This window comes from Rhizobium sp. BK196 (assembly GCF_014193255.1).
GTDB lineage: Bacteria > Pseudomonadota > Alphaproteobacteria > Rhizobiales > Rhizobiaceae > Rhizobium.
On sequence record NZ_JACHZB010000002.1, the window covers coordinates 593,326 to 614,024 of the forward strand.

Sequence of the window (20,699 nt, forward strand, 5' to 3'; positions counted from 1 at the left end):
GTGAAGTTCCGACCCGGACTCCTGCGCCGGCGACAATGGCATCAGGGTCAGAGGTGGTTGGGAACGTGGATCTGGCGGGTCGCAACTATGGCCGCCCACCATCGCTATCGGATGCGGACTTTGTATCGCAGGGCGACCGCACCATTGTCTTTCGTCTCGGCCGAAATAAGCGAGAGCTGTGTCTTGCCCGCCAATCCGCCTTCGAAGGTGACGATAGGCTGGCCGCCGCTACCGTCCAGGGCCGGCGCGACAAGCAGATAGAGTTCATCGATAAGATCAGCAGCAAAGAAGGCGCCGTTGATCGCGGCTCCGCCTTCGAGCAGAAGTTTCCGGATGCCGAGTTCCTTTTCCAGCACATCGAGCGCTACGGGCAGGTCGATATCTGCTGATGGTGAAACGATGTAGGAGATGCCGTCGGCAGCGAGTTCTGCGAGATGGGTGTCCGGCACGGTATTGCCGAGGATGACGACGATATGGTCGCCTTCAATATCCGCTCGCGTGAAATGCAGCTTGCCCGACGTGTCGAGTGCGATCGCGTAATTATTTGCCTTGCGATCGGCAAAATGGTTCGGCCGTTCGACCGAGCCGGCAGATTGTGGCGGATGCGGCTCTCCCTTCGCCATTTCGGCCATCGTCACGCGCCCGACAATCCAGGCGTCGCCGCGCAGTTCTTCATGGATCTGCTGATAGAGCGCCGACCATTCCTTGCGGCTGCCATCGGGACTCTCGGTCCATTTGCTCGGATGCAGGCCGCCGTCGAGCGACGACATCATCAGGCAGACGATTTCCGGTTTCATGGGAATTCCTTTCCGGTGGATGCGGCAGGCGTCAGAACTTGATCGAAAGGTGGCCGCTGTCAGCAATCACAACAGTCGCGTCCGCGTAATGTTCGATCTCCGGATAACCCTCCAGCGAATGCTTGTGACCGGCAGCCGTGATGACCATGACGTCGGCTCCAGCTGCCAGTCCCGCCTTCACGCCGGCTTCGACGTCTTCAAATACCAGGCATTCATGCGTGGAGAAACCGAGCTTTTCGGCGCCGAGGATATAGCATTGCGGGTCGGGCTTGCCGATGGTCACGTCTTCCGCCGTCACGATAGCCTGCGGCATTGGCAGCCCGGCTGCCTCGAGCCGCCGCTCCGCAAGGCGACGCGGCGAAGAAGTGACGATGGTCCAGCGGTCTGGCGGAAGAGATGCCAGGAAATCGGCAGCACCCGGCAATGCGACGACGCCTTCGACGTCCTGGATTTCCGCTTCGGTGATCTCGGCCGCTTCTGCTTCTGCATCGACGCCCGGAAGGTTCAGCCGCCGGATCGTGTCGATGCCACGCGATCCGTGCATGATCGGCAGGAACTTTTCCACATCCAGCCCGTGCCGCTCGGCCCAGCGTCCCCAGACGCGCTCTGCTGACGCCGTCGAGCTGAGGATTGTGCCATCCATGTCGAACAGGAAGGCAGCATATTGTTTGGAACTGTCAAATCGGAAGGACATCGGGGAAACACCATAGGGAGGGATATGCGCGCCATCAGCCAATGAAAAATGCGGCAGGTCAAGCCGCCGGCAAAATTTCATTAGGCTTGATATGATGCCGCTCCTGTCACATCGTCCCGCTTCCGTTCGTCACCATCTTTGACGCAACAGGATGAGGAATGGATCGATGGACGAGAAACAATGGCTGGCCGAGGAGTTCGAGGCGAACCGTGGGCATCTGCGGGCCGTCGCCTTCCGCATGCTTGGCTCCCGTGCGGAGGCGGAAGATGCGGTGCAGGAGGCGTGGCTGCGCCTGACAAGGTCGGACAGAGGCAGTGTCGATAATCTCGGCGGCTGGCTGACGACGGTCGTCGCGCGGATATGCCTCGACATGCTGCGATCACGCAAGACACGCCGCGAAGAGCCGCTCGACCTGCCGGCACATGGTGCGATTGTCGATATCGCCAGCAATCCGGAGCGGGAGGCAGCCTTCGCCGATTCCGTCGGCATCGCCCTGCTCGTCGTCCTGCAAACGCTTTCGCCGGCAGAACGCGTCGCCTTCGTGCTGCACGACATGTTCGATCTACCCTTCGAAGAGATCGCCGCAGTGATCGGGCGAAGTGCCGCCGCCGCCCGGCAGCTCGCCAGCCGTGCCCGACGCAGGGTGCAGGGGCAGCCGGAAACGCCAGATGTCGATTTCGCGCGCAAGCGCAGCATAGCTGAGGCCTTCCTCATCGCGTCCCGCAACGGCGATCTGGAAGGGTTGATCGCAGTCCTTGCACCGGATGCCGTCTTTCTGCCGGATGCGGCCGCGACCCGTCTCGGCAATGTTATTCCGCTTCGTGGCGCCAATGCCGTCGCCGAAAGCTTCAAAGGACGGGCAACGTCGGCTAAAGTCGCGCTTGTCGACGGCGAAATAGGTCTCGTTGTCTTCATGGGGGGGCAGCTGCGCGTGGTGCTGGCGCTGAGTTTTAACGGGGATAGGATTTCGACCGTCGATGCGATCGCCGATCCGGATCATCTCAGCGATATTGACTATTCGATCTTGGAAGGCTGACGGATCGCAACCAGTGAGTTTTTCAGACAGGCGGCCTCCGATCGGTCGCCTGGCCTCGGAGTTGGACCACGCGAAAATACCGATCGTGAGCGCTTGTTCTCATCCCCGTATCAAGGACCGCGCGGCTTAGTGGCCGCGCCAGCCCATTAATTTTTCAATGCGTTCGGCCGAGCTTCGAACCTGCGCCGTGTAATGACTTTCGTCCGAAAAGGCCTTTTGTTCCGGCAGGACGATGGAGATAGTGGCGACGCACTTGCCTTCACGATCGCAGATCGGCGAGGCGATGCAGGCGACCGCATAATCGGATTCACCCGCCTGGATCGATAGGCGCGATTCGAAGGCCCTGCCTGCCGATTCAGACAACGTGATCGGGTCGATCTCGGCGCGTCCGGTCGGCGAGGAACGGGCGCATCGCTTGAACAGCTCGAGGCGTTCGTCTTCCTGCAGGTGGCCGACGAGCAGGCGGCCGGAGGCCGTCCAGTTGAGCGGTACCCGGGTGCCGACACGCGAGGCAACCTGGAAATGGCTGGGGCCGTCGGCCATGGCCAGCACCAGCATGAAATCGCCGTCGCGACCGCAAACTTGAACGGTTTCACCGGCCTGACGACAAAGATCATGCATCTCATGCGTCGCTATGCTCATGAAATCGAGCGAACGCGCGTAGGCAAGGCCGTAGTGGTATAGCCGCGAGCCGAGCCAGATCGAACCGTCGGACTGGCGCGTCAGCATGTTCTTTTCGACCAGATCGTCGACGATGACATAGATGGTTGAAAGCGGCGCCTTCACAGCTTTGGCGATGGCATAGACACCCGCCGGAGATCCCGTCTCGTAAAGATGATCGATCACCTGCAGCGCCCGGTCGATACCGCTGACGCGTGCGCGGCGACTGCCCTTAGTTCCGGTCTCTTCGATCGGGCTTTCATCTTCGGAGATTGCGGGTGATGTGTTTCCGTCCAACTCAACGTACCTCTGATGCTATACGAGCCTGTTACATTACTATGGCATAGCTACTTGCAAAGCAAATCGCAAAAAGTGGGGAGATAGAAATCTTCAGCGCCGACGGAAATGCTGGTTAGCAGTACAGCGTTGAAAGAGATCTGGAGAAGTTGGTGTGGAGTACGGAATTCGGCGCATACACTTGCCATCCCGGAACAACGAGCCTCAGCCCGAGTTTTTGTCCCATCAGCAGATATCGGCTGATCGCATGCGGGCTATGTCTCCGGCCAGGCATTGCGGTCAGCAATGGCAAGCCTTCGGGCTTGCCGAGGCCACCGCCGGCGGGCGTCGTCATGATGACGGCATCGCCGGCGGCGAGCGTTCTATCGCCTTAGAAACATAGTCGGAATTGCCTGGGATGTTAAAAAGAGCTCGCATCTCTGCAATGCCGAGGCGGGAAGCAAGCAACAAATACGTCGCAAGGGCTGCCGCCTGTTGACAGCGGCAGCCCGTCTGGGAACAGGGCTTATCCCCAGTGCCGATCGGGCCTTTCAGGGCCAGCGGTCAGATCAGCCGAAGCAGGGCATTGCCGGCAGATTGGCGCGGCTGGCAAAGGACCCGATCATATCGCTCGCCGTGGAGGGACGCGGCTCGCGTTTACGGGCAGCCACCTCAAGGAGTTGCTTGAAGTCGTCAAGCTTTACGCCGTCGGCGCGGAGCACCATGGCGATCAGCGGGTCGCGAAGGGCTTCGGAAATAGTCAAATCTTCTCTGGTCTTTCTCATGGTACGGTCCTCCTTTCGTGGGCGGTCGCCCGTGTTCCACTCCTGCTGCCAAGTGATCCCGGCATTGACTTCTGCAAAGAGTGGTGTTACCGGTAAGTAACAGTGCATTTGTTACCGATCGGTCACATTGATGTCAAGGACTTCGTCCGCAAAAAAATCAGAATCATTGAATGAAATCTCCGCAGCTGTTTCAGACGATCGAATCCCCCCGCGGGAGCGTATTGTTTCGACCGCTTCGGAGCTTTTCCGCGAGCGCGGCATTCGTGGCATCGGCGTCGATGCCATTGCGGATGCGGCCGCCACCAACAAGATGACCCTCTATCGGCATTTCGGCTCCAAGGATGAGCTGGTCTGCGAGACGTTGCGCCGCGCCTCCGAAAAGGCCGAGAAGATCTGGCGCGATCTCGAAGCCGCCCACCCCGGCGATGCGCGCGGCCAGCTGCTTGCCTGGGTCGAGGACCGGGCTCACTGTCTGAGCGGCGAGCCCGCAGGTTGCGATCTCGCCAATGCCGCCATCGAATTGAAGGGCGAGGGCCATCCGGCGCATGAGTTGATCGAGCGCCACAAAGCGATGCAGCGCAACCGTCTAGCAGCGCTTTGCGTTGCTGCCGGCGCGCGCGAGCCAGAACTTCTTGCCGATACGTTGACGCTGCTGCTCGAAGGCGCGCGCGTTACCCGCCAGGCCATGGCGGACGGCGGCTGTTCCTGTCATTTTGAAAAAGCCTGCAACGTGGCGATTTCCGCTTTCTGCTGACCTTGCCGCGGCCCAAGTGTTCACGCTTGGGAACCTTGGGGTTGGATGGCCGTTTTCTGCTGATCCAGGAGCAATCTGGAGGCAGAGATGAATTACGCTTATCTCCGGCGCCTATATGCCAGACGGGCCGAACTTGAAGCCAAGCTCGAACTGCACGACGCACGTTATTGCTTCGGCGAAGAGGAAGTGGAAGACGGTACGCAAATCGATCTGCGACAGCGCATCGAGGAAATCTCCGAGGAGATTGCAGCGCTGGAACACTCTCCCGGCTAATCGTTGCCGGCGATCAGGATGGAAATTGTCCGTTCGTCGAATTTCCCGTCGTAAAAATGGTTGATCGCTTTGTGAAAGGGTGAGCCGTGATCGCTGACCGCGGCAAACAGTGTCATCGACGAACGCAGTTTCAGATCATCAGGGGAACCCATGATATCGTGAGCGCTGCGGTCACTGACGGAGAGGATTGCCTCGACACAGCGCAAGAGACGGCTGCCGAGGATCGGATCGGAAAGGTAGGCTGTGGCTTCCTCTACCGAGCGAATGGCGTATTTTTCCGCCATGGAAGATGTCCCGAGTCCGGCGATCTGGGGGAAGATGAACCACATCCAGTGGGAGCGTTTGCGACCGGCCTTCAGCTCTGCAAGAGCCTGTTCATATATGCCGTTCTGCGCTTCGATGAAGCGGTGGAGGTCGTAATCTACGTCACCGGCCATGGTTCTTCCTTTTCTATGCTTCTTATGCACGTCAGACGAAAGATTTCCATGCCCGGCGAAATGGCCGGCTCTTAGCAGACCTTGTCTGCATAAGGGCTCGTTTCACGGCAATGCCCGTAGCGCTGGTGGTGCGGCACCAGACTATCACCGGGAGATGTCTGCTCCTCAACAGCCGACGTCGTCATCGGATCGGTCGCTGATGTCTGTGCCGACGGTGCTGTGAAACCTACAAAGCTCAGCAGCACGAGGGCACCTACGACGACAATCCGCTCCAGCACCGACAGCTTCTGTGCGCTGACGTGGTCGGCGTAATCGCGTTCAGCCTCGCCAGAGGTCACGTCCTCCTTCACATGCTGATGCACCGTATCCTGGTGACCGGACGTCCAAGTTTCAGATTGTGTCATTTCAAGTCTCCTGCAATGCACCGGGATGCGGCTTGGGAAGGCAAGCTAATGGCGTGCCTATCCGCTTCCCGCGCGCAGCACCGCATGTGTGTCTTAACTGCGGCAAATAGAAGAGGGCTAAATCAAACTCAGTGTTCACAAAATCGTACCAATCATCATGAAAAGCCGTGCAAGGGCTGGTCCTGCGAAATGATAGGCGGTAAATCCTGGGTGATATCCACAGGACTCTCCCTCATGGCCCTGACTTTCGGCGCGATGTCTGTCGCGCAGCTTTCCTTCCTCATCCAAAGCGGCAAGGCCGATCCGGTCGATGTCGCAGAGGCCATCTTCGACGGGATCGAGCAATATGCCGACAAGGCCGTCTTCACTGTGCTGTTGCGCGAGCGCGCGGTGCGGGAGGCTCATACTTCTTCGAAGCGTATCCGCGACGGCCGCTCGCTCGGTGCGCTGGATGGCATTCCGATCGCCTGGAAAGATCTTTTCGACATCGAAGGCATAGCAACTACGGCCGGTTCGGTGGTTTTGGCGGAGGATCCGCCTGCGAAACAGGACGCGGCCATCGTCACAACGCTCAAGAATGCCGGCATGTTGGCCGTCGGCCGTACCAATATGAGCGAATTCGCTTTCTCCGGCCTCGGCATCAATCCGCATTACGGCACGCCGCAAAATCCTCACAGCAAGGACGAGCCGCGCATTCCCGGTGGGTCGTCCTCCGGCGCCGGCGTGGCGGTTGCCGCAGGCCTTGTACCGGTTGCAATGGGCACGGATACCGGCGGTTCGGTGCGTATTCCCGCCGCCCTGAACGGCATCGTCGGCTATAAAGCGACGCGCGGGCGCTATGCCATGGAAGGCGTCTATCCGCTGGCTGCGAGCCTCGACTCGCTCGGTCCCCTCTGCCGTTCCGTGCAGGACGCCGTCTGGATCGACGCAGCCATGCGCGGGTTGACGGCGCCGACGGTAATCCGGCAGTCGCTGAAGGGCGTAGAAATCGTCATTGTCAGGAATATCGTGTTCGACGGCTTGGGCTCGGGCATCGCCGAAGCCTTTGAAGGCGGTGTGGAGCGGCTGCGCAGCGCTGGCGCGCATATCAGCTTCATCGACATTCCAGCCTTTGAGGAAATCCTGGCGCTGATGGAAAAGCATGGTGCTCTGGTCACCGCCGAAGCCTTCGCTCTCCATCGCGAACGACTTGCAGGGCCGGAGGCAGCGCGGATGGATCATCGCGTCGTCCTGCGCACACGGCTCGGCGAAAAGACCGGCATGGCCGATTACATTGCTATTCTTGCCGAACGTACCCGCCTGATCGCCGAAGTCGACCGGCTTGTCGGCAAGCGCTTCCTCGCCTTTCCTTCGGTCGCCCACGTGGCGCCGCCGATAGCGGCACTTGAGCGTGATGACGAGCTTTTCTTCGCCACGAACGTCAAGACGTTGCGCAACACAGCGCTCGGCAATTTCCTGGACTGGTGTGGCGTTTCAATTCCCTGCGGCAAGGGCGAGGCGGATATGCCGGTCGGTTTCCTTCTCTCGGCCCCGGCTAATAGGGACGAAGCGCTGCTTTCCGTCTCGCTGGCGGCGGAAACGGTCATTCGCGGCGACTGGATTTAGGCGATTGCGGGCTTGATGCGGCGCGGCATTCTTGCCAGAGTTCTCACGAGGAAACGGGAGGAGATGAAAGATGCAGGCTTTGCAGAACGGCCGGTTTGCAGTTTCTACATGGTCGCTTCACAGGATGCTGGGTGCAACTTACCCCTATAGTCCCGATCCGAAGAAAAGCGCGGCACGCCAGGAGCCCTATGGGCCGGGCACGGTGAGCCTGCTCGACGTGCCGCGCATGCTTGCCGAACGCGGATTAGGCCGACTGGAGGTTTGCTCGTTCCACCTGCCGAACCTGGACGCCTCTTATTTCGCCGAATTTCGCGATGCGCTGGAAGCCTCCAACATCCTTTTCCAGACGCTGCTCGTTGAGGACGGCGATCCGAGCAATGCCGAGACGGCTGAGCGTGATATAGGCTGGATTGCCGATTGGATCGATATTGCAGAAAAGCTCGGCGCTGAGCGCATCCGCGTCATTGCCGGCAAGCAGGCACCGAATGAGGAGAACCTTGCGCGTTCGGCGCACCATCTGAAGTGGCTCGCTGGGCAGGCGGAGGGAAGCGGCGTGCGTGTCGTGACCGAAAACTGGTTTGCACTTCTGCCCTCGCCGACGGAAATGAACTGGCTGTTGGATGAATTCGACGGCAAGATCGGCCTCAATGGCGACCTCGGAAACTGGGCGGCACCGGCTAAATATGAAGGGCTGGCGAATATCATGCGCCGCGCCGAAATCTGCCATGCCAAGGCCGACTATAATGCTTTCGGACTTGATGCTGCAGACTACCGCCTTTGCCTGGAAATGTGCGAAGAGGCCGGCTATCAGGGTCCCTATACGCTGATCTACGACTCGCCGTTCTTTGCGGATGAGTGGGATGGCATCCTGCTGCAGAAGCGCTTCATCGAGGAATTTCTTCAAGACGCCCCGATGCGCCGCACGGCCTAGGCTGTTCCAGCCCGTTCTTCCAATCCTCACCGCACGTCGCTTTCAAATGATCGCGGCCGATACGCGCTCTGATTTCGGTTATGTTGCCATGTCAGTACCGGCGGCGGCATCTTCCGGGTTGCCGAAGCTCTGGAATTCGGCATTGTCGGTGTCAACAAGAGACTCATCTCGACGGCGATCGCATCTGTCGGCGGCATGAAGAGGTCCGGCATCGGCCGGGACGGTTCGAAATACGCATCGAAGCGTTTCCCAAGCTTAATATAGGGCTATTGATGGCCTGGCGAATTGAGGAGAATGCCATGAGCGCAATCGACATCGACGGCTTTGCAGCCCGGATCAGGAACCATGACAGCGCGATGATTTCCGCTTGGGTGGGCATTCCCGACCCGCTGCTGGTCAATCATCTGGCCCAGGAAGCCTTCGATGCCGTCGTGCTCGATATGCAGCATGGCATGTGGGACCTCCCCTCGGCTGCTTCCGCCGTCGGCCATGCACGAGTTGCCGGCAAGCCGGCAATCGCACGTATTCCGGTCGGCGATTTCGCCTCTGCCTCCCGCCTCCTCGATGCTGGCGCGTCCGGCATCATTGCGCCAATGATCAATTCGGCCGAGGATGCGAAGGCTTTCGTGAGGACAACTAAATATCCGCCGGTCGGTGAGCGCAGCTGGGGGCCGTCTCTCGCGCTCAACCATACCCGCCTCTCGGCAGATGATTATCTCAAGAAGGCCAATGACCTGACAGTCGCGATTGCCATGGTCGAGACGCGTGCGGCGCTCGAAGCGATCGACGATATCCTTGGCGTCCCCGGCATCGATGGCATCTTCATCGGTCCTTCGGATCTCTCCATTGCGCTATCCAACGGCGACCAGGTCGCGCCGAACGCTGCCGAAATCGATAGCGCCATGCAGCACGCCGTTGTCCGTTGCCGTGCGCACGGAAAATTCGCCTGCGCCTTTGCCGGTGATGGCGAACGCGCCGGCGAACTTCTGAAATTTGGTTTTGCCTTGGTCATTGCCGGGGCGGAGACCGCGCAGTTGCGGTCTGGGGCTCGCCGGGCAATCAACACCGCAAGGAAGATTGCTTCCGGCGGCTGATCTAACTCGGCCGCCTTGGAGTTGGCGGATGCGCCCGATGAAGAGTTCCGGCGCTTTCATCGCTCAATCGTGAACACGGTTTCCCAGCTTTCTACGCTTGACGCAATAAAGGCCCAGGCTCTCTGGCCAGATGAAGAAGGTCTCACGCAATCATGTAGCCGCCATCAACAGGCATTGAGATGCCGTTGACCATTGCGGCTTCGTCGGAGAGCAGGAACAGGATCACCTCCGCTACGTCCTCGGGCTCGGCAAACCGGCCGACCGGGATGCGCTTTTGCATTCCGGCAGCCTTTTCCGGATCGCTCCAGGCCTTGATCGCCATTGGCGTCAGCGTAACGGTTGGATGCACGCCATTCACCCGGATCCCTTGAGGCGCGAGTTCCTTAGCCATGACGCGCGTCAGGCCGTCCAGCCCCCCTTTCGAAGCGCAATAGGCGGCATGGTCTGGGATGCCGACGAAAGCGGCGACGGAGGAGACATTGACGATAGCGCCGTGGCGGTGGTCCTCGATCAACGATCGCGCAAATTCCTGCGCGACGATCATCGGGGCGCGCGTGTTCACCGCAATCAGGTGGTCAAAGGCTTCGACGGTGGTTTCGAGAAAGGACTGCAGTTCGGTCGTTCCGGCGCAATTGATCAGAAAATCCGCAGGAAGCGCTGCACGCGCGGCCTCGCGCGTTGCCTTTGCATCGGCAAGATCGACCTGAATGGCCTGGCAGCCTAAATCCTTCCTTAAGGAAACAATATCGTCAGCACTTCTGGTCAGGGCCGCGACCTTGGCCCCACGCTTGACCAATATTTCCGCGACGACACGACCGATGCCCTTGCCGGCACCGGTGACGATTACTTTTTTACCGTCGAAATTCATTTGTTCCTCGCCTTACAGTCGCTGACCCGTTGCCTGATCGAAGATATGAATACGTCGGGGATCAAGATAAAAATGCACCGTCTTGCCGGGCTCGACCTCGATACGTTCGCGGATGAGAGCATCGATCGGTGCCCCGCCGACGCGGCCGAAGATCAGTGTTTCGGAGCCGGTCGGCTCATATACCGACACCTCAACCGGAATGCCGTCGTCGCTGATGGTGATGTGCTCAGGGCGAATTCCGTAGGTCACCGGCTTGCCGTCCTCGGCATTCACGCGATCCACGGGCAGGACGACACCCTGATCGGTGACGACGACCTGTTTGCCCTCCCGGGATGCGATCTTGCCCTGGAGAAAGTTCATTGCGGGGCTGCCGATGAAGCCGGCGACGAAGAGATTGGCGGGGAAATCGTAAAGGTCGAGCGGTTTGCCGATCTGTTCCACTCTGCCGTCCCGCATGACGACGATCTTGCTCGCCATCGTCATGGCTTCGATCTGGTCATGGGTGACGTAGACGGTGGTGGTTTTCAGCCGCTGGTGAAGCTCCTTGATTTCGACGCGCATGGTCACGCGAAGCTTGGCATCGAGGTTGGACAGCGGCTCGTCGAACAGGAAAACCTGTGGGTCGCGGACGATAGCCCGTCCCATAGCGACGCGCTGCCGCTGCCCACCCGACAGCTGTTTCGGATAGCGATCCAGATAACGCGTCAGGTCGAGAATCTCGGCTGCCCTGCCGACCTTCTCGTTGATCTCCGACTTCGGACGTTTCGCCATTTTCAGCGGAAAGCCCATGTTCTCGGCAACCGTCTTATGAGGGTAGAGCGCATAGCTCTGGAAAACCATGGCGATGTCACGCTCCTTCGGCGGAGCGTTGGTGACTACGCGGCCGCCGATCCTGATGTCGCCGCTGCTGACGGTCTCGAGGCCAGCGATCATGCGCAGCAGCGTGGACTTGCCGCAGCCGGAGGGGCCAACGAGCACGACGAACTCGCCGTCTTCGATATCGACGCTGACGCCGTGCATCACCTGAAGTGCGCCATATCTCTTGGTGACGTCGCTAACCTGTACGTTTGCCAATGTCGTTTCTCCCTAGTGCAGCACGGCCTGTCTCTTGACAATGCAGAAAGAATTCAAATGCTTACCCTTTCCAGATGATGTAGGCTCCGAGCACGGCGGATATTGCCGCCGCAAACCACACCGACAGCCCGAGCGGTTCGATGAAGCGCATCCAGAGCAGAGAGAGCGCGACCCAGATCACGATTGAGATGAACAACCGGTCGAACCAGTTCGTTTCGATCGGCAGGAAGCCTGGCTCTTTTTCGTTGCTTCGAGAATCCGAGGCCATGTCGCTATCCTTTCACTGCGCCGAAGGTCAGACCGGCAACGATGTGACGCTGCACCACCGAGAAGACGATAAGCGCCGGGACCAATGTCAGCATCGAGATTGCCGCCATGATGCCCCAGGCCGTCCCTGTCGTCGTCACGTATTCCGACAAGCCGGTGGTGAGTGTGCGGGCGTTGAAGTTGGTAAGCGTCGCGGCAAGCAGATATTCGTTCCATGCGAAGACCCAGGTGAGGATAAGCGTCACTGCAAGTCCGGGTCGGGCTAGAGGAAAGACGATATCGTAGAGGACCATCCACGGGCTTGCGCCGTCCATATAGGCAGCCTCGTCCAGTTCTTTGGGAATCCCCTCTACTGTCGGTCGCAGGGTCCAAATGGCAAAGGGGAGGTTGAAGGAGCAGTAGACGAGGATCATGCCCAGCCGGGAATCGGCCAGCGAAAAGTCTCCGATCCTGTAGACCTGTGTCAGCAGCAGGAAGAGCGGCAGCAGGAAGACCGCCGGCGGGGCCATGCGATTGGTGATCGTCCAGAAGAAAATGCTCTCCTTGCCTGCAAGATCGAAGCGCGTCAGCGCATAGCAGGCAAGAAAGCCGAGGGTCGTCACCAGGATCGCATTTCCCGACGAGATGACGAGCGAGTTGATCATGTATCGCCGCAAAGTCTCATTCGTCAGCACGTCCTGATAGTTCTTCCAGAAGAAGCTCCTGATGACGACGTCCGGCGTCGAAAACAGGTCGAAAGGCTGCTTCACCGATATGACGAAGAGCCAATAGATGGGGAAGAGGGTTGCAAAGCTTATCAGCGTCCACAAGAGAACCGGAAGCCAGGGGTTCTGTCTTTTCATAGCATCAGCCTCTCTTTGCGCGCGGAGCAATCAGGCCAACGTAGAGCAGCCAGCAGACGACGATGGTCAGGTAGAGAACGACGACGGAGATCGCCGAACCGTAACCGTAGTTCGTCTTCGGGAAGACCTCCCTGAAGATATGGACGCCGATGTAGCGCGTTGACGACCCTGGACCGCCGCCTGTCAACATCAGGACCTCGTCGACCGTGCGCAATGCGTCCATGAGCCTGATGAATACTGTAGCCAGCAGGGCAGGGCGGATCAGTGGGAGCGTGATATGCCAAAAGATCTGGCTTTTGCCGGCGCCGTCGATCTGCGCCTGCTCGAAGGGATCTGGCGGAAGCGAGACCAATGCGGCGATCAGAGAGAGGGTGACCAGCGGCGTCCAGTGCCAGACGTCCATGATAACAGTTATTGTGAAGGCCGCGGCGGCACTCTGGCCGATGTTCAGATCATAGCCGAACCAGCTTCGCAGCAGGTATGGGATAATGCCGATCGACGGTGTCGTCATCAGCTTCCACACCGATCCGACGATGATGGGTGCCATGATAAGAGGAAGGGTGTGGATGGTTCGGAAGAAGGCTTTTCCCGGAAAGTCCTTCATCAGCGCCTGCGCGAGCATGTACCCGAGGACGAGTTCGGAAACGACTGCGAAAAAGACGAAGGCGGTCGTGATGCCCAGCGAGGCCAGGAACTGTGTGTCGAAGACGAGGCTCCGGTAGTTCGAAGCCCAATTGAAAACCATCAGCGGATTTGCTGCAAACGGGTTCCACTGGTGAAACGAAACCCAAACGACGTAGATGAAAGGAAAGATGCCGAAGAGCCCGAGGATCAGGATCGTCGGTGACAGCAGCAGCCATCCAAGCTTTTGTGAGTGCATTGCCTCATCCTCTCGGCACCCATTGGGGCGCCCTCTCGGGTCAGGAAAGGAGCGGGCCGCCAACTGAAGACGACCCGCCAAGGTGGGGAGGATGACTTATTTGCGATAGCCGAGCGACGTGAGCTCTTCTTCCGTCTTGGCGGCCATCTGGTCGAGCCCTTCGTCGGGCGCGATCTTGCCGGTCAGGATGTCGAAAAAGATCGGCAGGGTTGCTTCACGCAACTGTGCGTGGAACGGATACGGAGGGGCGCCGGCGAAGAGTTTGCCTTCGTCCTTCAGCATTGTGTAAAAGCCGCCGAGTTTGACGTCCATCGCCTTCACCTTCGGATCGTCGAAGGTCGCCTTGTTGGTGATGCGGGGTGCCGCGATCGCCCAGTCGGGTTGCACGTCGTTCTGACCCATGAACTCAAGGAAGAGCAGAGCGGCTTCTTTGTTCTTGGATGTGACTGGCAGGCCGAAGGCGCCGCCGTCATAATAGCCGATGTAGCCCTTTCCGGACTTCGCATCTTCCAGAACACCCGGTTCGAGCGGCGGCAGGGCAAAGCCTACTTTGTCGACCACCTTAGACTGTGCGGGATCACTCGCGATCCACGCCGCGTTCTCGCCGTAGATCAACCCTTGAGCAACGCGGCCCGCAGCAAACGTCGTAGCAGTCTCCGTCCAGGTCGATTGCGTCGATTCCGGCGGGGCGATGTCGCGCAGGTGCAGCCAGTATTTCAGCGCCGCCTTCGCCTTGTCGCTGTTCATCGCACCGCCATGCTCGACCGTCGCCGCATAGTTGTTGCTGGCGTCGATGCCCCAGTTGTAGACGCCGAAGGTCGGCGCGATGGATTCGAAATATTCGTACCAGGATGCAGCATGGCCTGTATGGGCTTGAGCGGTGGTGCCCCAAAGTTCGAGACCGTTGTCCTTGCCATACTTGGTGAAGAATTCGGCGATCTGCGTGTAATCCTCATGCGTGGTCGCCGGCTTTAGATCTTTGCCGGTCTCCTTCTTGAAGGCCTCCTTGATCTTCGGATCGTCGAAAAGGTCCTTGCGATAGAGGTAAGTCTTCAGGAAGGCTTCCATCGGCACGCCGAAGAGATCGCCCTTCTTGTCCTTGAAGTAGTCGGCGAAGCTGGTGAAGTTTGCGTCATCGTAGGTCGATGCCTTCAGGTCCGGCTGATCCTTCAGCGTCTGTGTTATGTTGACCAGGAAATTGCGCGACAGATACGAGTAGATGATGTCCTGCTCAATGTAGACCATATCATAGATGCCGGTCTTGGCCTCCATGTCCTTGATGGCTTTGTCGTACATCTGATCCCAGGACGTCGTCTCGATTTCGACTTTGATGCCCGTCTTCTTCTCGAATTCCGGCGCCAGCACATTCTTGATGTAGTTGGACGGCGGGGTACTTTCGGTCACGCCATGCAGGGTCACGCCCTTGAATTTGGCGCCCGCGTCGGACCAGAAGTCTGCCCAAGCCGGCGATGCGGCGGTGGCGAGGCTGAGCGTCAGCGCAAGCGCGCTGGCCTTCCAAGCGTAATTCATTTCAATCCTCCCAGATAGCAGCGAGATCATTCGCTGGGCCATTGTGTAGATGAAAATCCCCGGACACGCAATATTTGTTGTCTGAACCTGCAAATATGAGGGCTATCTCGTTGATTTCGGTGGAAAGTAATTTTCACGAGAGCTACCTCAACAGGAGTTTCAGAAAAAATTGCTGCATCGCAACGAATTTTTCTTCTGTTTCCAAAGTGCGATTCCCGAATTTATTTGTTGCTTCTCCATACTAAATAACATAGCTGTTGCGCGATTGAGACGTCCGACGGAGAGAATTAGCTATGCGCCGATTGGGAATCCATTCATTTGTATGGACAGGCGGTCAAACGCAGGAGGGCCTCGAGATGGCTCTCAACAGGACGGCCGAGCATGGATACCGCACAATCGAATTTGCCTATCTGCGCCCCGAGAGATTTAATCTCGATCGTCTGGCGAAGCTTGCGCAATCGCTGGATGTCGAGATCGGTGTGACGATGGGGCTGCCTGTCGACAAGGATATCTCAAGCGAGGATACGGCGGCGGTCTCCGCCGGCAGGCAGATGTTGGCCGACGCCGTGCGTGCAGTCCGCGACATCGGCGGAAACAAGCTCGGCGGCATCCTTTATTCCGCGCACACCAAATATAACCGGCAGCCGACAAAGAAGGGCTGGGATAACAGCGTCGCGGCGATCGCCGCGACTGCGGATATCGCAAAAGATGCGAGCGTCGATCTGGTCCTGGAGATCGTGAATCGCTTCGAGACGAACCTTCTGAATACGACGGCCCAGGGGTTGAAGTTCATCTCCGAAACCGGGTCGGATCATGTTCGCCTGCATCTCGACACTTTCCACATGAATATCGAGGAAGCAAATCCGGCGGCTGCGATCCGGCTCGCCGGTGATAAGATCGGTTATTTCCACATCGGTGAAAGCAATCGCGGCTATCTCGGCGATGGCGTCATCAACTTCGATCTCATCTTCGATGCGTTGCTCGATATCGACTACAAGCGCGACATCGTGTTCGAAAGCTTTTCAACCACCGTCGTCGATGAAGGCCTCTCGCTCGCCTGCGCAATCTGGCGCGACACCTGGACCGAGAATGATCCGCTGGCGGCGCATGCCAAGCGCTATATCGAGCTGAAATATCAAGATGCCAAACGGCGCCGTGTCACGAACGCGCGCCCCTGATAATCCTTCTGCCGATCTGCTTCGTAAGTGTAGGCTGGAGCAGTCGATTTGAAGAGAAGTGAACATGAACGACACCGTCTCCATCGGAAGCTCGCCGCGCAGGATCAGGCAAAACAATATTGTCGCAGCCCTGCAGACGATCTACAGCCATCGCCGCCTGAGCCGGGCCGATCTGGCGCGGAAGCTCGGAATGAACCGTTCGTCGTCGGGAGAGATCGTTGCCGAACTGACGGAAGGCGGCTTGGTCCAGGAGTCGGAGGGGAGCAGCAAACTGCGTCCGGAGCAATCCCGCGCCGGCCGTCCGGGGATCATGCTGGAGCTGGTTCCGGATGCTGCATTCTTCGCTGGGATCGAACTTGGCGTCGAGCATATATCTGCTGTTGTCGTGGATTTTTCGGCAGATGTGCGGGCCTCCCGCAGGCTAGCCTTCCACGCGCAGTCCTCGACGGTCGAGGAGGCTGTGGCGCGTGGAGTCGGGCTCATCATGGACGCCACGTCGAAGCAGATGATCGAGCGCTGTAAGGGCCTCGGCATATCTGTGCCGGCACATATCCGGCCGGACGGAATTGTAACCCTTGCGCCGATCATCGGCTGGCGGGAGGTGTCATTGAAGGAGATCGGGCGCAGTGCCTTTCCGGCCGAAGTGCCGATCGCGGTGGAAAATGACGCCAACGCTTTCGCGATCGGTGACAGTTATCGTCACGGCCTTGGCGGCGTGACGCTCTTCCTGCTCATGGAGACCGGTGTCGGCGGCGGGATCATGATCGACGGAAGGCTGTTTCGTGGCGGTCACGGCCTTGCGGGCGAAATCGGCCATACTCTCGTGCCCGGAAGCGGCGGACAGAAATTCGAGCAACTGATCGGCCGCGAGGTATTGATCCGGCGGTACCGGGATGCGACCGGCCGCACCGACGTCGATCTGCAGGACTTCCTCGCAGACGTTCGTGATCGTGTTCCTGACGCGGTAAACATAGCGGAGATCTGGTCGCGGCATCTTGCCTATGCGCTGCTCCAGGCCTGTCGCCTGCTCGATCCTGACAGGATCGTGCTGGGGGGCTCTGTGGCCTCGCTCTATCCGATGGTGGCGGCCCGCGTGGCGGTTCACATGTCGGAAGGTCAGAACATTCCCTTTCCGACACCCGAGATCGTCGTCGATGGCGATGCGGAGTTCGGTTCCGCCTTCGGGGCGGCATGCATGCTGCACCGGCGCTTTCTCTCTCTCGAAAACGAGGAGTTCGGCAGCGAAGACGGCGGCTTACAGCGGTCAACGGCGATTTAGCAAACACCTATCGAAGGCAGGAATGCAATGGTTTCAGTGCTGGCTCCGGATCATCTCGGCCCTACGGTTTGTGTTGGCGAGATCCTCGTGGAGATCGTTGCCACGACGGTCGGAGACGGGTTCCTTGAAGCCCAGCCGCTCGTCGGGCCGTTTGCGAGCGGTGCGCCGGCGATCTTCATCTCGCAATGCGGCCGGCTCGGCGGAGCGGCAGCGATGGTGGGCGCGGTCGGCGATGACGATTTCGGTCGCGTCAATATCGATCGCCTCAAGCGCGATGGCGTCGATGTGTCGACCATTGCCGTCGATCCTGACTATCCGACCGGAAGCGCCTTCGTCCGCTACCGCAAGGACGGCTCTCGCGACTTCGTCTACAATATCGCCAGGTCCGCGGCCGCCCGCTTCGGCTGGTCTCAGGGCGTCAGCGATCTCATCAACCGCACCGGACATCTCCATGTGATGGGGTCGGCTCTCTCGGTTCCAAGCGCGCGGGAGGTGATCGAAAGGGCGGTCGACATCGTCAAGGCACGCGGCGGCACGCTCTCGGTCGATCCGAACATCCGCAAGGAATTGCAACTCGATGTGGAGACCGAGCGCCGATTTTTGCGAACTGTCGCCGCCGCTGATCTTCTCCTGCCGTCAGGGGAGGAACTCGAGCGTGCTGCAGGCATTAGGGGCGAAGCCGATGCGATCCGCCGCCTGTTCGAGATCGGCGTGAATGAAATCGTTCTGAAGCGCGGAGCGGAGGGTGCGACCTATTTCGGCAGGAACGGGGAGCGTATTGATGCGCCTGCGTTCTTCGTCGAGGAGGTCGATCCGACCGGCGCCGGCGACTGCTTCGGCGGAGCCTACCTCACCTGCCGGCGGCTCGGAATGTCGCCGGACGAGGCTCTCACCTATGGTTCGGCTGCAGGTGCGCGCAATGTGACGGTCCGCGGTCCGATGGAAGGTGCCGGCACCCGCCAGGAGCTCGACGCGTTCATCGCTTCGACGGAAAGGCGCTCCTGATGCAGGTAGCACTCAACGAACTGGCTGCACTCAGGGTCCTGCGTCGCCCTGCCGGTATCACCTCCGTCTGCTCGGCCCATCCGATCGTGTTGCGGGCAGCGCTGCGCCATGGGCGTGACCATTCAAGCACCGTCCTGATCGAAGCCACCTGCAACCAGGTCAACCATCTGGGCGGCTATACCGGGATGAGCCCCGCGAAATTTGCGGCTCTCGTGCTGCGCATCGCTCAGGAGGAGCGCTGCCCGGAAAATCTCATCGTGCTTGGGGGCGATCACCTCGGACCGAGCCCCTGGCGGGATCGTGCGGCCGAGGAGGCGATGGCGGAAGCCGAGAAGATGGTGGCAGCCTATGTCGCAGCCGGGTTCCGCAAGATCCATCTGGACGCGTCGATGGGCTGCATGGGTGAACCCGCCGCATTGAACGACGATACGACCGCTCGTCGCGCTGCCCGCCTTGCTGCTGTCGCAGAGACCGCGGCAAGGCGGGCGGGGAGCGCCATGCCGGTCTATGTGATCGGCACGGAAGTTCCTCCTCCCGGTGGCGCGGATCACGTGCTGACCACGATCGAGCCGACAGCGGCTTTGGCCGCCAGACAGACGATCGAAGTCCATCGTCGCGTCTTCGCCGAATTCGGCCTCATGGAGGCGTTTGCACGCGTCATCGGCCTGGTGGTGCAGCCGGGCGTCGAGTTCGGCAACCACAATGTCATCAGGTATGATCACAGCAAGATCGACGCGCTGAAGCACGTGCTCGATGACGAGCCGCAATTCGTGTTCGAAGCGCATTCCACCGATTATCAGGGCGCTAGTTCGCTGGCCGCGCTCGTCGAAGACGGTTTTTCGATCCTCAAGGTCGGACCGGAATTGACCTTCGTCCTGCGGGAGGCCCTCTACGGGCTGGATCTGATCGCGTCCGACCTGGTGCCAGGCTATGGCGAGCGTCCCCTCTATGCCGCGATGGAGGCTTTGATGCTGGCGCATCCGGAGCACTGGAGCCGTCACTATCACGGCACGGAGGATGAGCAGCGCTGGCTTCGGCATTATTCGCTATCCGATCGCATTCGATACTATTGGGTCGCTGAGCAGGCCCAATCCGCGGTTGCGCGCCTTTGCGGCGCACTTGCCGGAAAATTGATACCGCTTCCGCTCTTCTGGCAGCACATGCCGGCAGCCGAACGGTTTTCTGATGCGCCGTTCGACCCGCAAGAGGTCTTGATCTGGCGGGTGACGAGAAGCCTTGCCGAATATCATGCAGCATGCGGCGGAGCGAGATGAGGCCGCCTAACCGAGGAGGAAAGAATGAACGAATTGAATGGGAAGGTCGCTGCGATCACGGGCGCGGCTTCGGGTATCGGAATGGCGTCGACGGAGGCGATGATGGCGGCGGGCGCCACGGTCGTTCTCGTCGATCGTGACGAGAAGGCGTTAAAGGCAGCCTGCGAGCGTCTCGGGGAACGGGCGATACCTCTCGCTCTGGACCTGTTGGATTCTCAGGCATGCGCCAGCCTTCTTGACCGCGTGTTGTCGAAGGTAGGGCAGCTGGACATTCTGCATGCCAATGCCGGCACCTATATCGGCGGCGACCTTGCGGATGCCAATCTCGATGCCATCGACCGGATGCTGAACCTTAACGTCAATGTTGTGATCAAGAATGTCCGGAGCGTCATTCCGCACATGATCGAACGTGGTACAGGCGACATCGTGGTCACGAGCTCGGTGGCTGGCCATTCGCCCGTTCCATGGGAGCCCGTCTATTCGCCGTCAAAATGGGCGATGCACTGCTTCGTCCAGACGATGCGCCGCCAACTTCTGAAAAACGGAATTCGTGTCGGCTCGGTTTCGCCGGGTCCAGTCATCAGTGCGCTGCTGGCCGACTGGCCCGAGGAGAATCTCCGCAAGGCGAAGGAGACCGGTGCCCTGATCGAACCCAAAGAGGTGGCAGACGCGATCATGTTCATGCTGACGCGGCCCCGTAACGTGACGATCCGCGACATCGTCGTTCTCCCAAGCGCATTCGACATCTGAGGAGCC

The 20,699-nt window shown here is 59.5% G+C and carries 23 protein-coding genes and 1 pseudogene; 12 read left to right on the forward strand and 12 right to left on the reverse strand.

The genetic code is table 11. The annotated features are described in order from the left end of the window. Positions 1 to 104 precede the first annotated feature (104 nt). Positions 105 to 797, reverse strand: coding sequence for a RibD family protein (locus FHT78_RS09330; protein WP_183742798.1), 693 nt, complete (start codon positions 795 to 797; stop codon positions 105 to 107). A gap of 31 nt (positions 798 to 828) precedes the next feature. Next, positions 829 to 1,491: an HAD-IA family hydrolase gene (locus tag FHT78_RS09335; protein ID WP_183742800.1), complete on the reverse strand. Its 663-nt coding sequence runs from the start codon at positions 1,489 to 1,491 to the stop codon at positions 829 to 831. A gap of 166 nt (positions 1,492 to 1,657) precedes the next feature. On the opposite strand from FHT78_RS09335, the gene FHT78_RS09340 reads away from it, so the two are divergent. Beyond that, positions 1,658 to 2,527, forward strand: a complete 870-nt coding sequence (locus FHT78_RS09340) for a sigma-70 family RNA polymerase sigma factor (protein ID WP_183742802.1) — start codon at positions 1,658 to 1,660, stop codon at positions 2,525 to 2,527. Positions 2,528 to 2,653: 126 nt separating this feature from the next. On the opposite strand, the gene FHT78_RS09345 is transcribed toward FHT78_RS09340, so the two are convergent. Then, positions 2,654 to 3,484, reverse strand: coding sequence for an IclR family transcriptional regulator (locus tag FHT78_RS09345; protein WP_183742804.1), 831 nt, complete (start codon positions 3,482 to 3,484; stop codon positions 2,654 to 2,656). Between the two features lie 548 nt (positions 3,485 to 4,032). Continuing rightward, a complete protein-coding gene (locus FHT78_RS09350) occupies positions 4,033 to 4,248 on the reverse strand; it encodes a hypothetical protein (protein ID WP_183742806.1) in 216 nt (71 codons plus the stop codon). 130 nt (positions 4,249 to 4,378) lie between these two features. Here FHT78_RS09350 and FHT78_RS09355 point away from each other — a divergent pair, with 130 nt between their 5' ends. Then, positions 4,379 to 5,002 (forward strand): TetR/AcrR family transcriptional regulator, encoded by a 624-nt coding sequence (locus tag FHT78_RS09355; protein WP_183742808.1) that lies wholly within the window; start codon positions 4,379 to 4,381, stop codon positions 5,000 to 5,002. Between the two features lie 87 nt (positions 5,003 to 5,089). After that, the gene (locus FHT78_RS09360) at positions 5,090 to 5,275 is read left to right on the forward strand and encodes a hypothetical protein (protein WP_183742810.1); all 186 of its coding nucleotides are present in this window, start codon (positions 5,090 to 5,092) and stop codon (positions 5,273 to 5,275) included. Here FHT78_RS09360 and FHT78_RS09365 read toward each other — a convergent pair. Then, positions 5,272 to 5,712: a DUF1810 domain-containing protein gene (locus FHT78_RS09365; RefSeq protein ID WP_183742812.1), complete on the reverse strand. Its 441-nt coding sequence runs from the start codon at positions 5,710 to 5,712 to the stop codon at positions 5,272 to 5,274. The two genes, FHT78_RS09360 and FHT78_RS09365, sit on opposite strands and share 4 nt — an antisense overlap. A 71-nt stretch (positions 5,713 to 5,783) precedes the next feature. Further along, entirely contained in the window at positions 5,784 to 6,116 is a 333-nt protein-coding gene (locus tag FHT78_RS09370; protein WP_183742813.1) for a hypothetical protein, read from the reverse strand. Positions 6,117 to 6,350: 234 nt separating this feature from the next. Between FHT78_RS09370 and FHT78_RS09375 the strand changes: the two genes are divergently transcribed. From FHT78_RS09375 to FHT78_RS09390, 4 genes and pseudogenes are all read left to right on the forward strand, one after another. Then, positions 6,351 to 7,721 (forward strand): amidase, encoded by a 1,371-nt coding sequence (locus FHT78_RS09375; protein ID WP_183742815.1) that lies wholly within the window; start codon positions 6,351 to 6,353, stop codon positions 7,719 to 7,721. 70 nt (positions 7,722 to 7,791) lie between these two features. After that, on the forward strand, positions 7,792 to 8,652 hold the full coding sequence (locus tag FHT78_RS09380; RefSeq protein WP_183742817.1) for a TIM barrel protein: 861 nt from the start codon (positions 7,792 to 7,794) through the stop codon (positions 8,650 to 8,652). A gap of 108 nt (positions 8,653 to 8,760) precedes the next feature. Further along, positions 8,761 to 8,916, forward strand: a pseudogene (locus tag FHT78_RS09385) (aldehyde dehydrogenase family protein); the annotation flags it as partial. A gap of 35 nt (positions 8,917 to 8,951) precedes the next feature. Continuing rightward, positions 8,952 to 9,746, forward strand: a complete 795-nt coding sequence (locus FHT78_RS09390) for an aldolase/citrate lyase family protein (protein WP_183742819.1) — start codon at positions 8,952 to 8,954, stop codon at positions 9,744 to 9,746. A 142-nt stretch (positions 9,747 to 9,888) separates the two neighbouring features. On the opposite strand, the gene FHT78_RS09395 is transcribed toward FHT78_RS09390, so the two are convergent. The 6 genes from FHT78_RS09395 to FHT78_RS09420 form a co-directional block, all read right to left on the reverse strand. Continuing rightward, a complete protein-coding gene (locus FHT78_RS09395) occupies positions 9,889 to 10,614 on the reverse strand; it encodes an SDR family oxidoreductase (protein WP_183742821.1) in 726 nt (241 codons plus the stop codon). Between the two features lie 12 nt (positions 10,615 to 10,626). Then, positions 10,627 to 11,688: a sn-glycerol-3-phosphate ABC transporter ATP-binding protein UgpC gene (ugpC, locus tag FHT78_RS09400; RefSeq protein ID WP_183742823.1), complete on the reverse strand. Its 1,062-nt coding sequence runs from the start codon at positions 11,686 to 11,688 to the stop codon at positions 10,627 to 10,629. 61 nt (positions 11,689 to 11,749) lie between these two features. After that, on the reverse strand, positions 11,750 to 11,956 hold the full coding sequence (locus tag FHT78_RS09405; RefSeq protein ID WP_183742825.1) for a DUF2160 family membrane protein: 207 nt from the start codon (positions 11,954 to 11,956) through the stop codon (positions 11,750 to 11,752). Positions 11,957 to 11,960: 4 nt separating this feature from the next. After that, positions 11,961 to 12,797 carry a carbohydrate ABC transporter permease gene (locus FHT78_RS09410; protein WP_183742829.1) on the reverse strand — a complete coding sequence of 279 codons (837 nt, stop codon included), beginning with the start codon at positions 12,795 to 12,797 and terminating at the stop codon, positions 11,961 to 11,963. A 4-nt stretch (positions 12,798 to 12,801) separates the two neighbouring features. Further along, positions 12,802 to 13,677, reverse strand: a complete 876-nt coding sequence (locus tag FHT78_RS09415) for a sugar ABC transporter permease (protein ID WP_183742831.1) — start codon at positions 13,675 to 13,677, stop codon at positions 12,802 to 12,804. A gap of 96 nt (positions 13,678 to 13,773) precedes the next feature. Then, entirely contained in the window at positions 13,774 to 15,207 is a 1,434-nt protein-coding gene (locus tag FHT78_RS09420; protein ID WP_183742833.1) for an extracellular solute-binding protein, read from the reverse strand. Between the two features lie 293 nt (positions 15,208 to 15,500). Here FHT78_RS09420 and FHT78_RS09425 point away from each other — a divergent pair, with 293 nt between their 5' ends. From FHT78_RS09425 to FHT78_RS09445, 5 genes are all read left to right on the forward strand, one after another. Then, positions 15,501 to 16,385, forward strand: a complete 885-nt coding sequence (locus FHT78_RS09425) for a sugar phosphate isomerase/epimerase (RefSeq protein WP_183742835.1) — start codon at positions 15,501 to 15,503, stop codon at positions 16,383 to 16,385. 64 nt (positions 16,386 to 16,449) lie between these two features. After that, complete coding sequence (locus FHT78_RS09430; protein WP_183742837.1) at positions 16,450 to 17,664, forward strand: ROK family protein; 1,215 nt, start codon at positions 16,450 to 16,452, stop codon at positions 17,662 to 17,664. Between the two features lie 27 nt (positions 17,665 to 17,691). Continuing rightward, entirely contained in the window at positions 17,692 to 18,669 is a 978-nt protein-coding gene (locus FHT78_RS09435) for a sugar kinase (RefSeq protein ID WP_183742838.1), read from the forward strand. Next, a complete protein-coding gene (locus tag FHT78_RS09440) occupies positions 18,669 to 19,943 on the forward strand; it encodes a class II D-tagatose-bisphosphate aldolase, non-catalytic subunit (protein ID WP_183742839.1) in 1,275 nt (424 codons plus the stop codon). Before FHT78_RS09435 ends, FHT78_RS09440 begins: the two co-directional genes overlap by 1 nt. Before the next feature lie 24 nt (positions 19,944 to 19,967). Continuing rightward, positions 19,968 to 20,693: an SDR family oxidoreductase gene (locus FHT78_RS09445; protein ID WP_183742840.1), complete on the forward strand. Its 726-nt coding sequence runs from the start codon at positions 19,968 to 19,970 to the stop codon at positions 20,691 to 20,693. Positions 20,694 to 20,699 lie beyond the last annotated feature (6 nt).

Bases quoted from the DNA above. Each gene is read 5' to 3' on its own strand.
- FHT78_RS09330 (WP_183742798.1), bottom strand. From the start codon at position 797: ATGAAACCGGAAATCGTCTGCCTGATGATGTCGTCGCTCGACGGCGGC.
- FHT78_RS09335 (WP_183742800.1), bottom strand. From the start codon at position 1,491: ATGTCCTTCCGATTTGACAGTTCCAAACAATATGCTGCCTTCCTGTTC.
- FHT78_RS09340 (WP_183742802.1), top strand. From the start codon at position 1,658: ATGGACGAGAAACAATGGCTGGCCGAGGAGTTCGAGGCGAACCGTGGG.
- FHT78_RS09350 (WP_183742806.1), bottom strand. From the start codon at position 4,248: ATGAGAAAGACCAGAGAAGATTTGACTATTTCCGAAGCCCTTCGCGAC.
- FHT78_RS09355 (WP_183742808.1), top strand. From the start codon at position 4,379: ATGTCAAGGACTTCGTCCGCAAAAAAATCAGAATCATTGAATGAAATC.
- FHT78_RS09360 (WP_183742810.1), top strand. From the start codon at position 5,090: ATGAATTACGCTTATCTCCGGCGCCTATATGCCAGACGGGCCGAACTT.
- FHT78_RS09365 (WP_183742812.1), bottom strand. From the start codon at position 5,712: ATGGCCGGTGACGTAGATTACGACCTCCACCGCTTCATCGAAGCGCAG.
- FHT78_RS09370 (WP_183742813.1), bottom strand. From the start codon at position 6,116: ATGACACAATCTGAAACTTGGACGTCCGGTCACCAGGATACGGTGCAT.
- FHT78_RS09375 (WP_183742815.1), top strand. From the start codon at position 6,351: ATGGCCCTGACTTTCGGCGCGATGTCTGTCGCGCAGCTTTCCTTCCTC.
- FHT78_RS09380 (WP_183742817.1), top strand. From the start codon at position 7,792: ATGCAGGCTTTGCAGAACGGCCGGTTTGCAGTTTCTACATGGTCGCTT.
- FHT78_RS09390 (WP_183742819.1), top strand. From the start codon at position 8,952: ATGAGCGCAATCGACATCGACGGCTTTGCAGCCCGGATCAGGAACCAT.
- FHT78_RS09395 (WP_183742821.1), bottom strand. From the start codon at position 10,614: ATGAATTTCGACGGTAAAAAAGTAATCGTCACCGGTGCCGGCAAGGGC.
- FHT78_RS09405 (WP_183742825.1), bottom strand. From the start codon at position 11,956: ATGGCCTCGGATTCTCGAAGCAACGAAAAAGAGCCAGGCTTCCTGCCG.
- FHT78_RS09410 (WP_183742829.1), bottom strand. From the start codon at position 12,797: ATGAAAAGACAGAACCCCTGGCTTCCGGTTCTCTTGTGGACGCTGATA.
- FHT78_RS09415 (WP_183742831.1), bottom strand. From the start codon at position 13,677: ATGCACTCACAAAAGCTTGGATGGCTGCTGCTGTCACCGACGATCCTG.
- FHT78_RS09420 (WP_183742833.1), bottom strand. From the start codon at position 15,207: ATGAATTACGCTTGGAAGGCCAGCGCGCTTGCGCTGACGCTCAGCCTC.
- FHT78_RS09425 (WP_183742835.1), top strand. From the start codon at position 15,501: ATGCGCCGATTGGGAATCCATTCATTTGTATGGACAGGCGGTCAAACG.
- FHT78_RS09430 (WP_183742837.1), top strand. From the start codon at position 16,450: ATGAACGACACCGTCTCCATCGGAAGCTCGCCGCGCAGGATCAGGCAA.
- FHT78_RS09435 (WP_183742838.1), top strand. From the start codon at position 17,692: ATGGTTTCAGTGCTGGCTCCGGATCATCTCGGCCCTACGGTTTGTGTT.
- FHT78_RS09440 (WP_183742839.1), top strand. From the start codon at position 18,669: ATGCAGGTAGCACTCAACGAACTGGCTGCACTCAGGGTCCTGCGTCGC.
- FHT78_RS09445 (WP_183742840.1), top strand. From the start codon at position 19,968: ATGAACGAATTGAATGGGAAGGTCGCTGCGATCACGGGCGCGGCTTCG.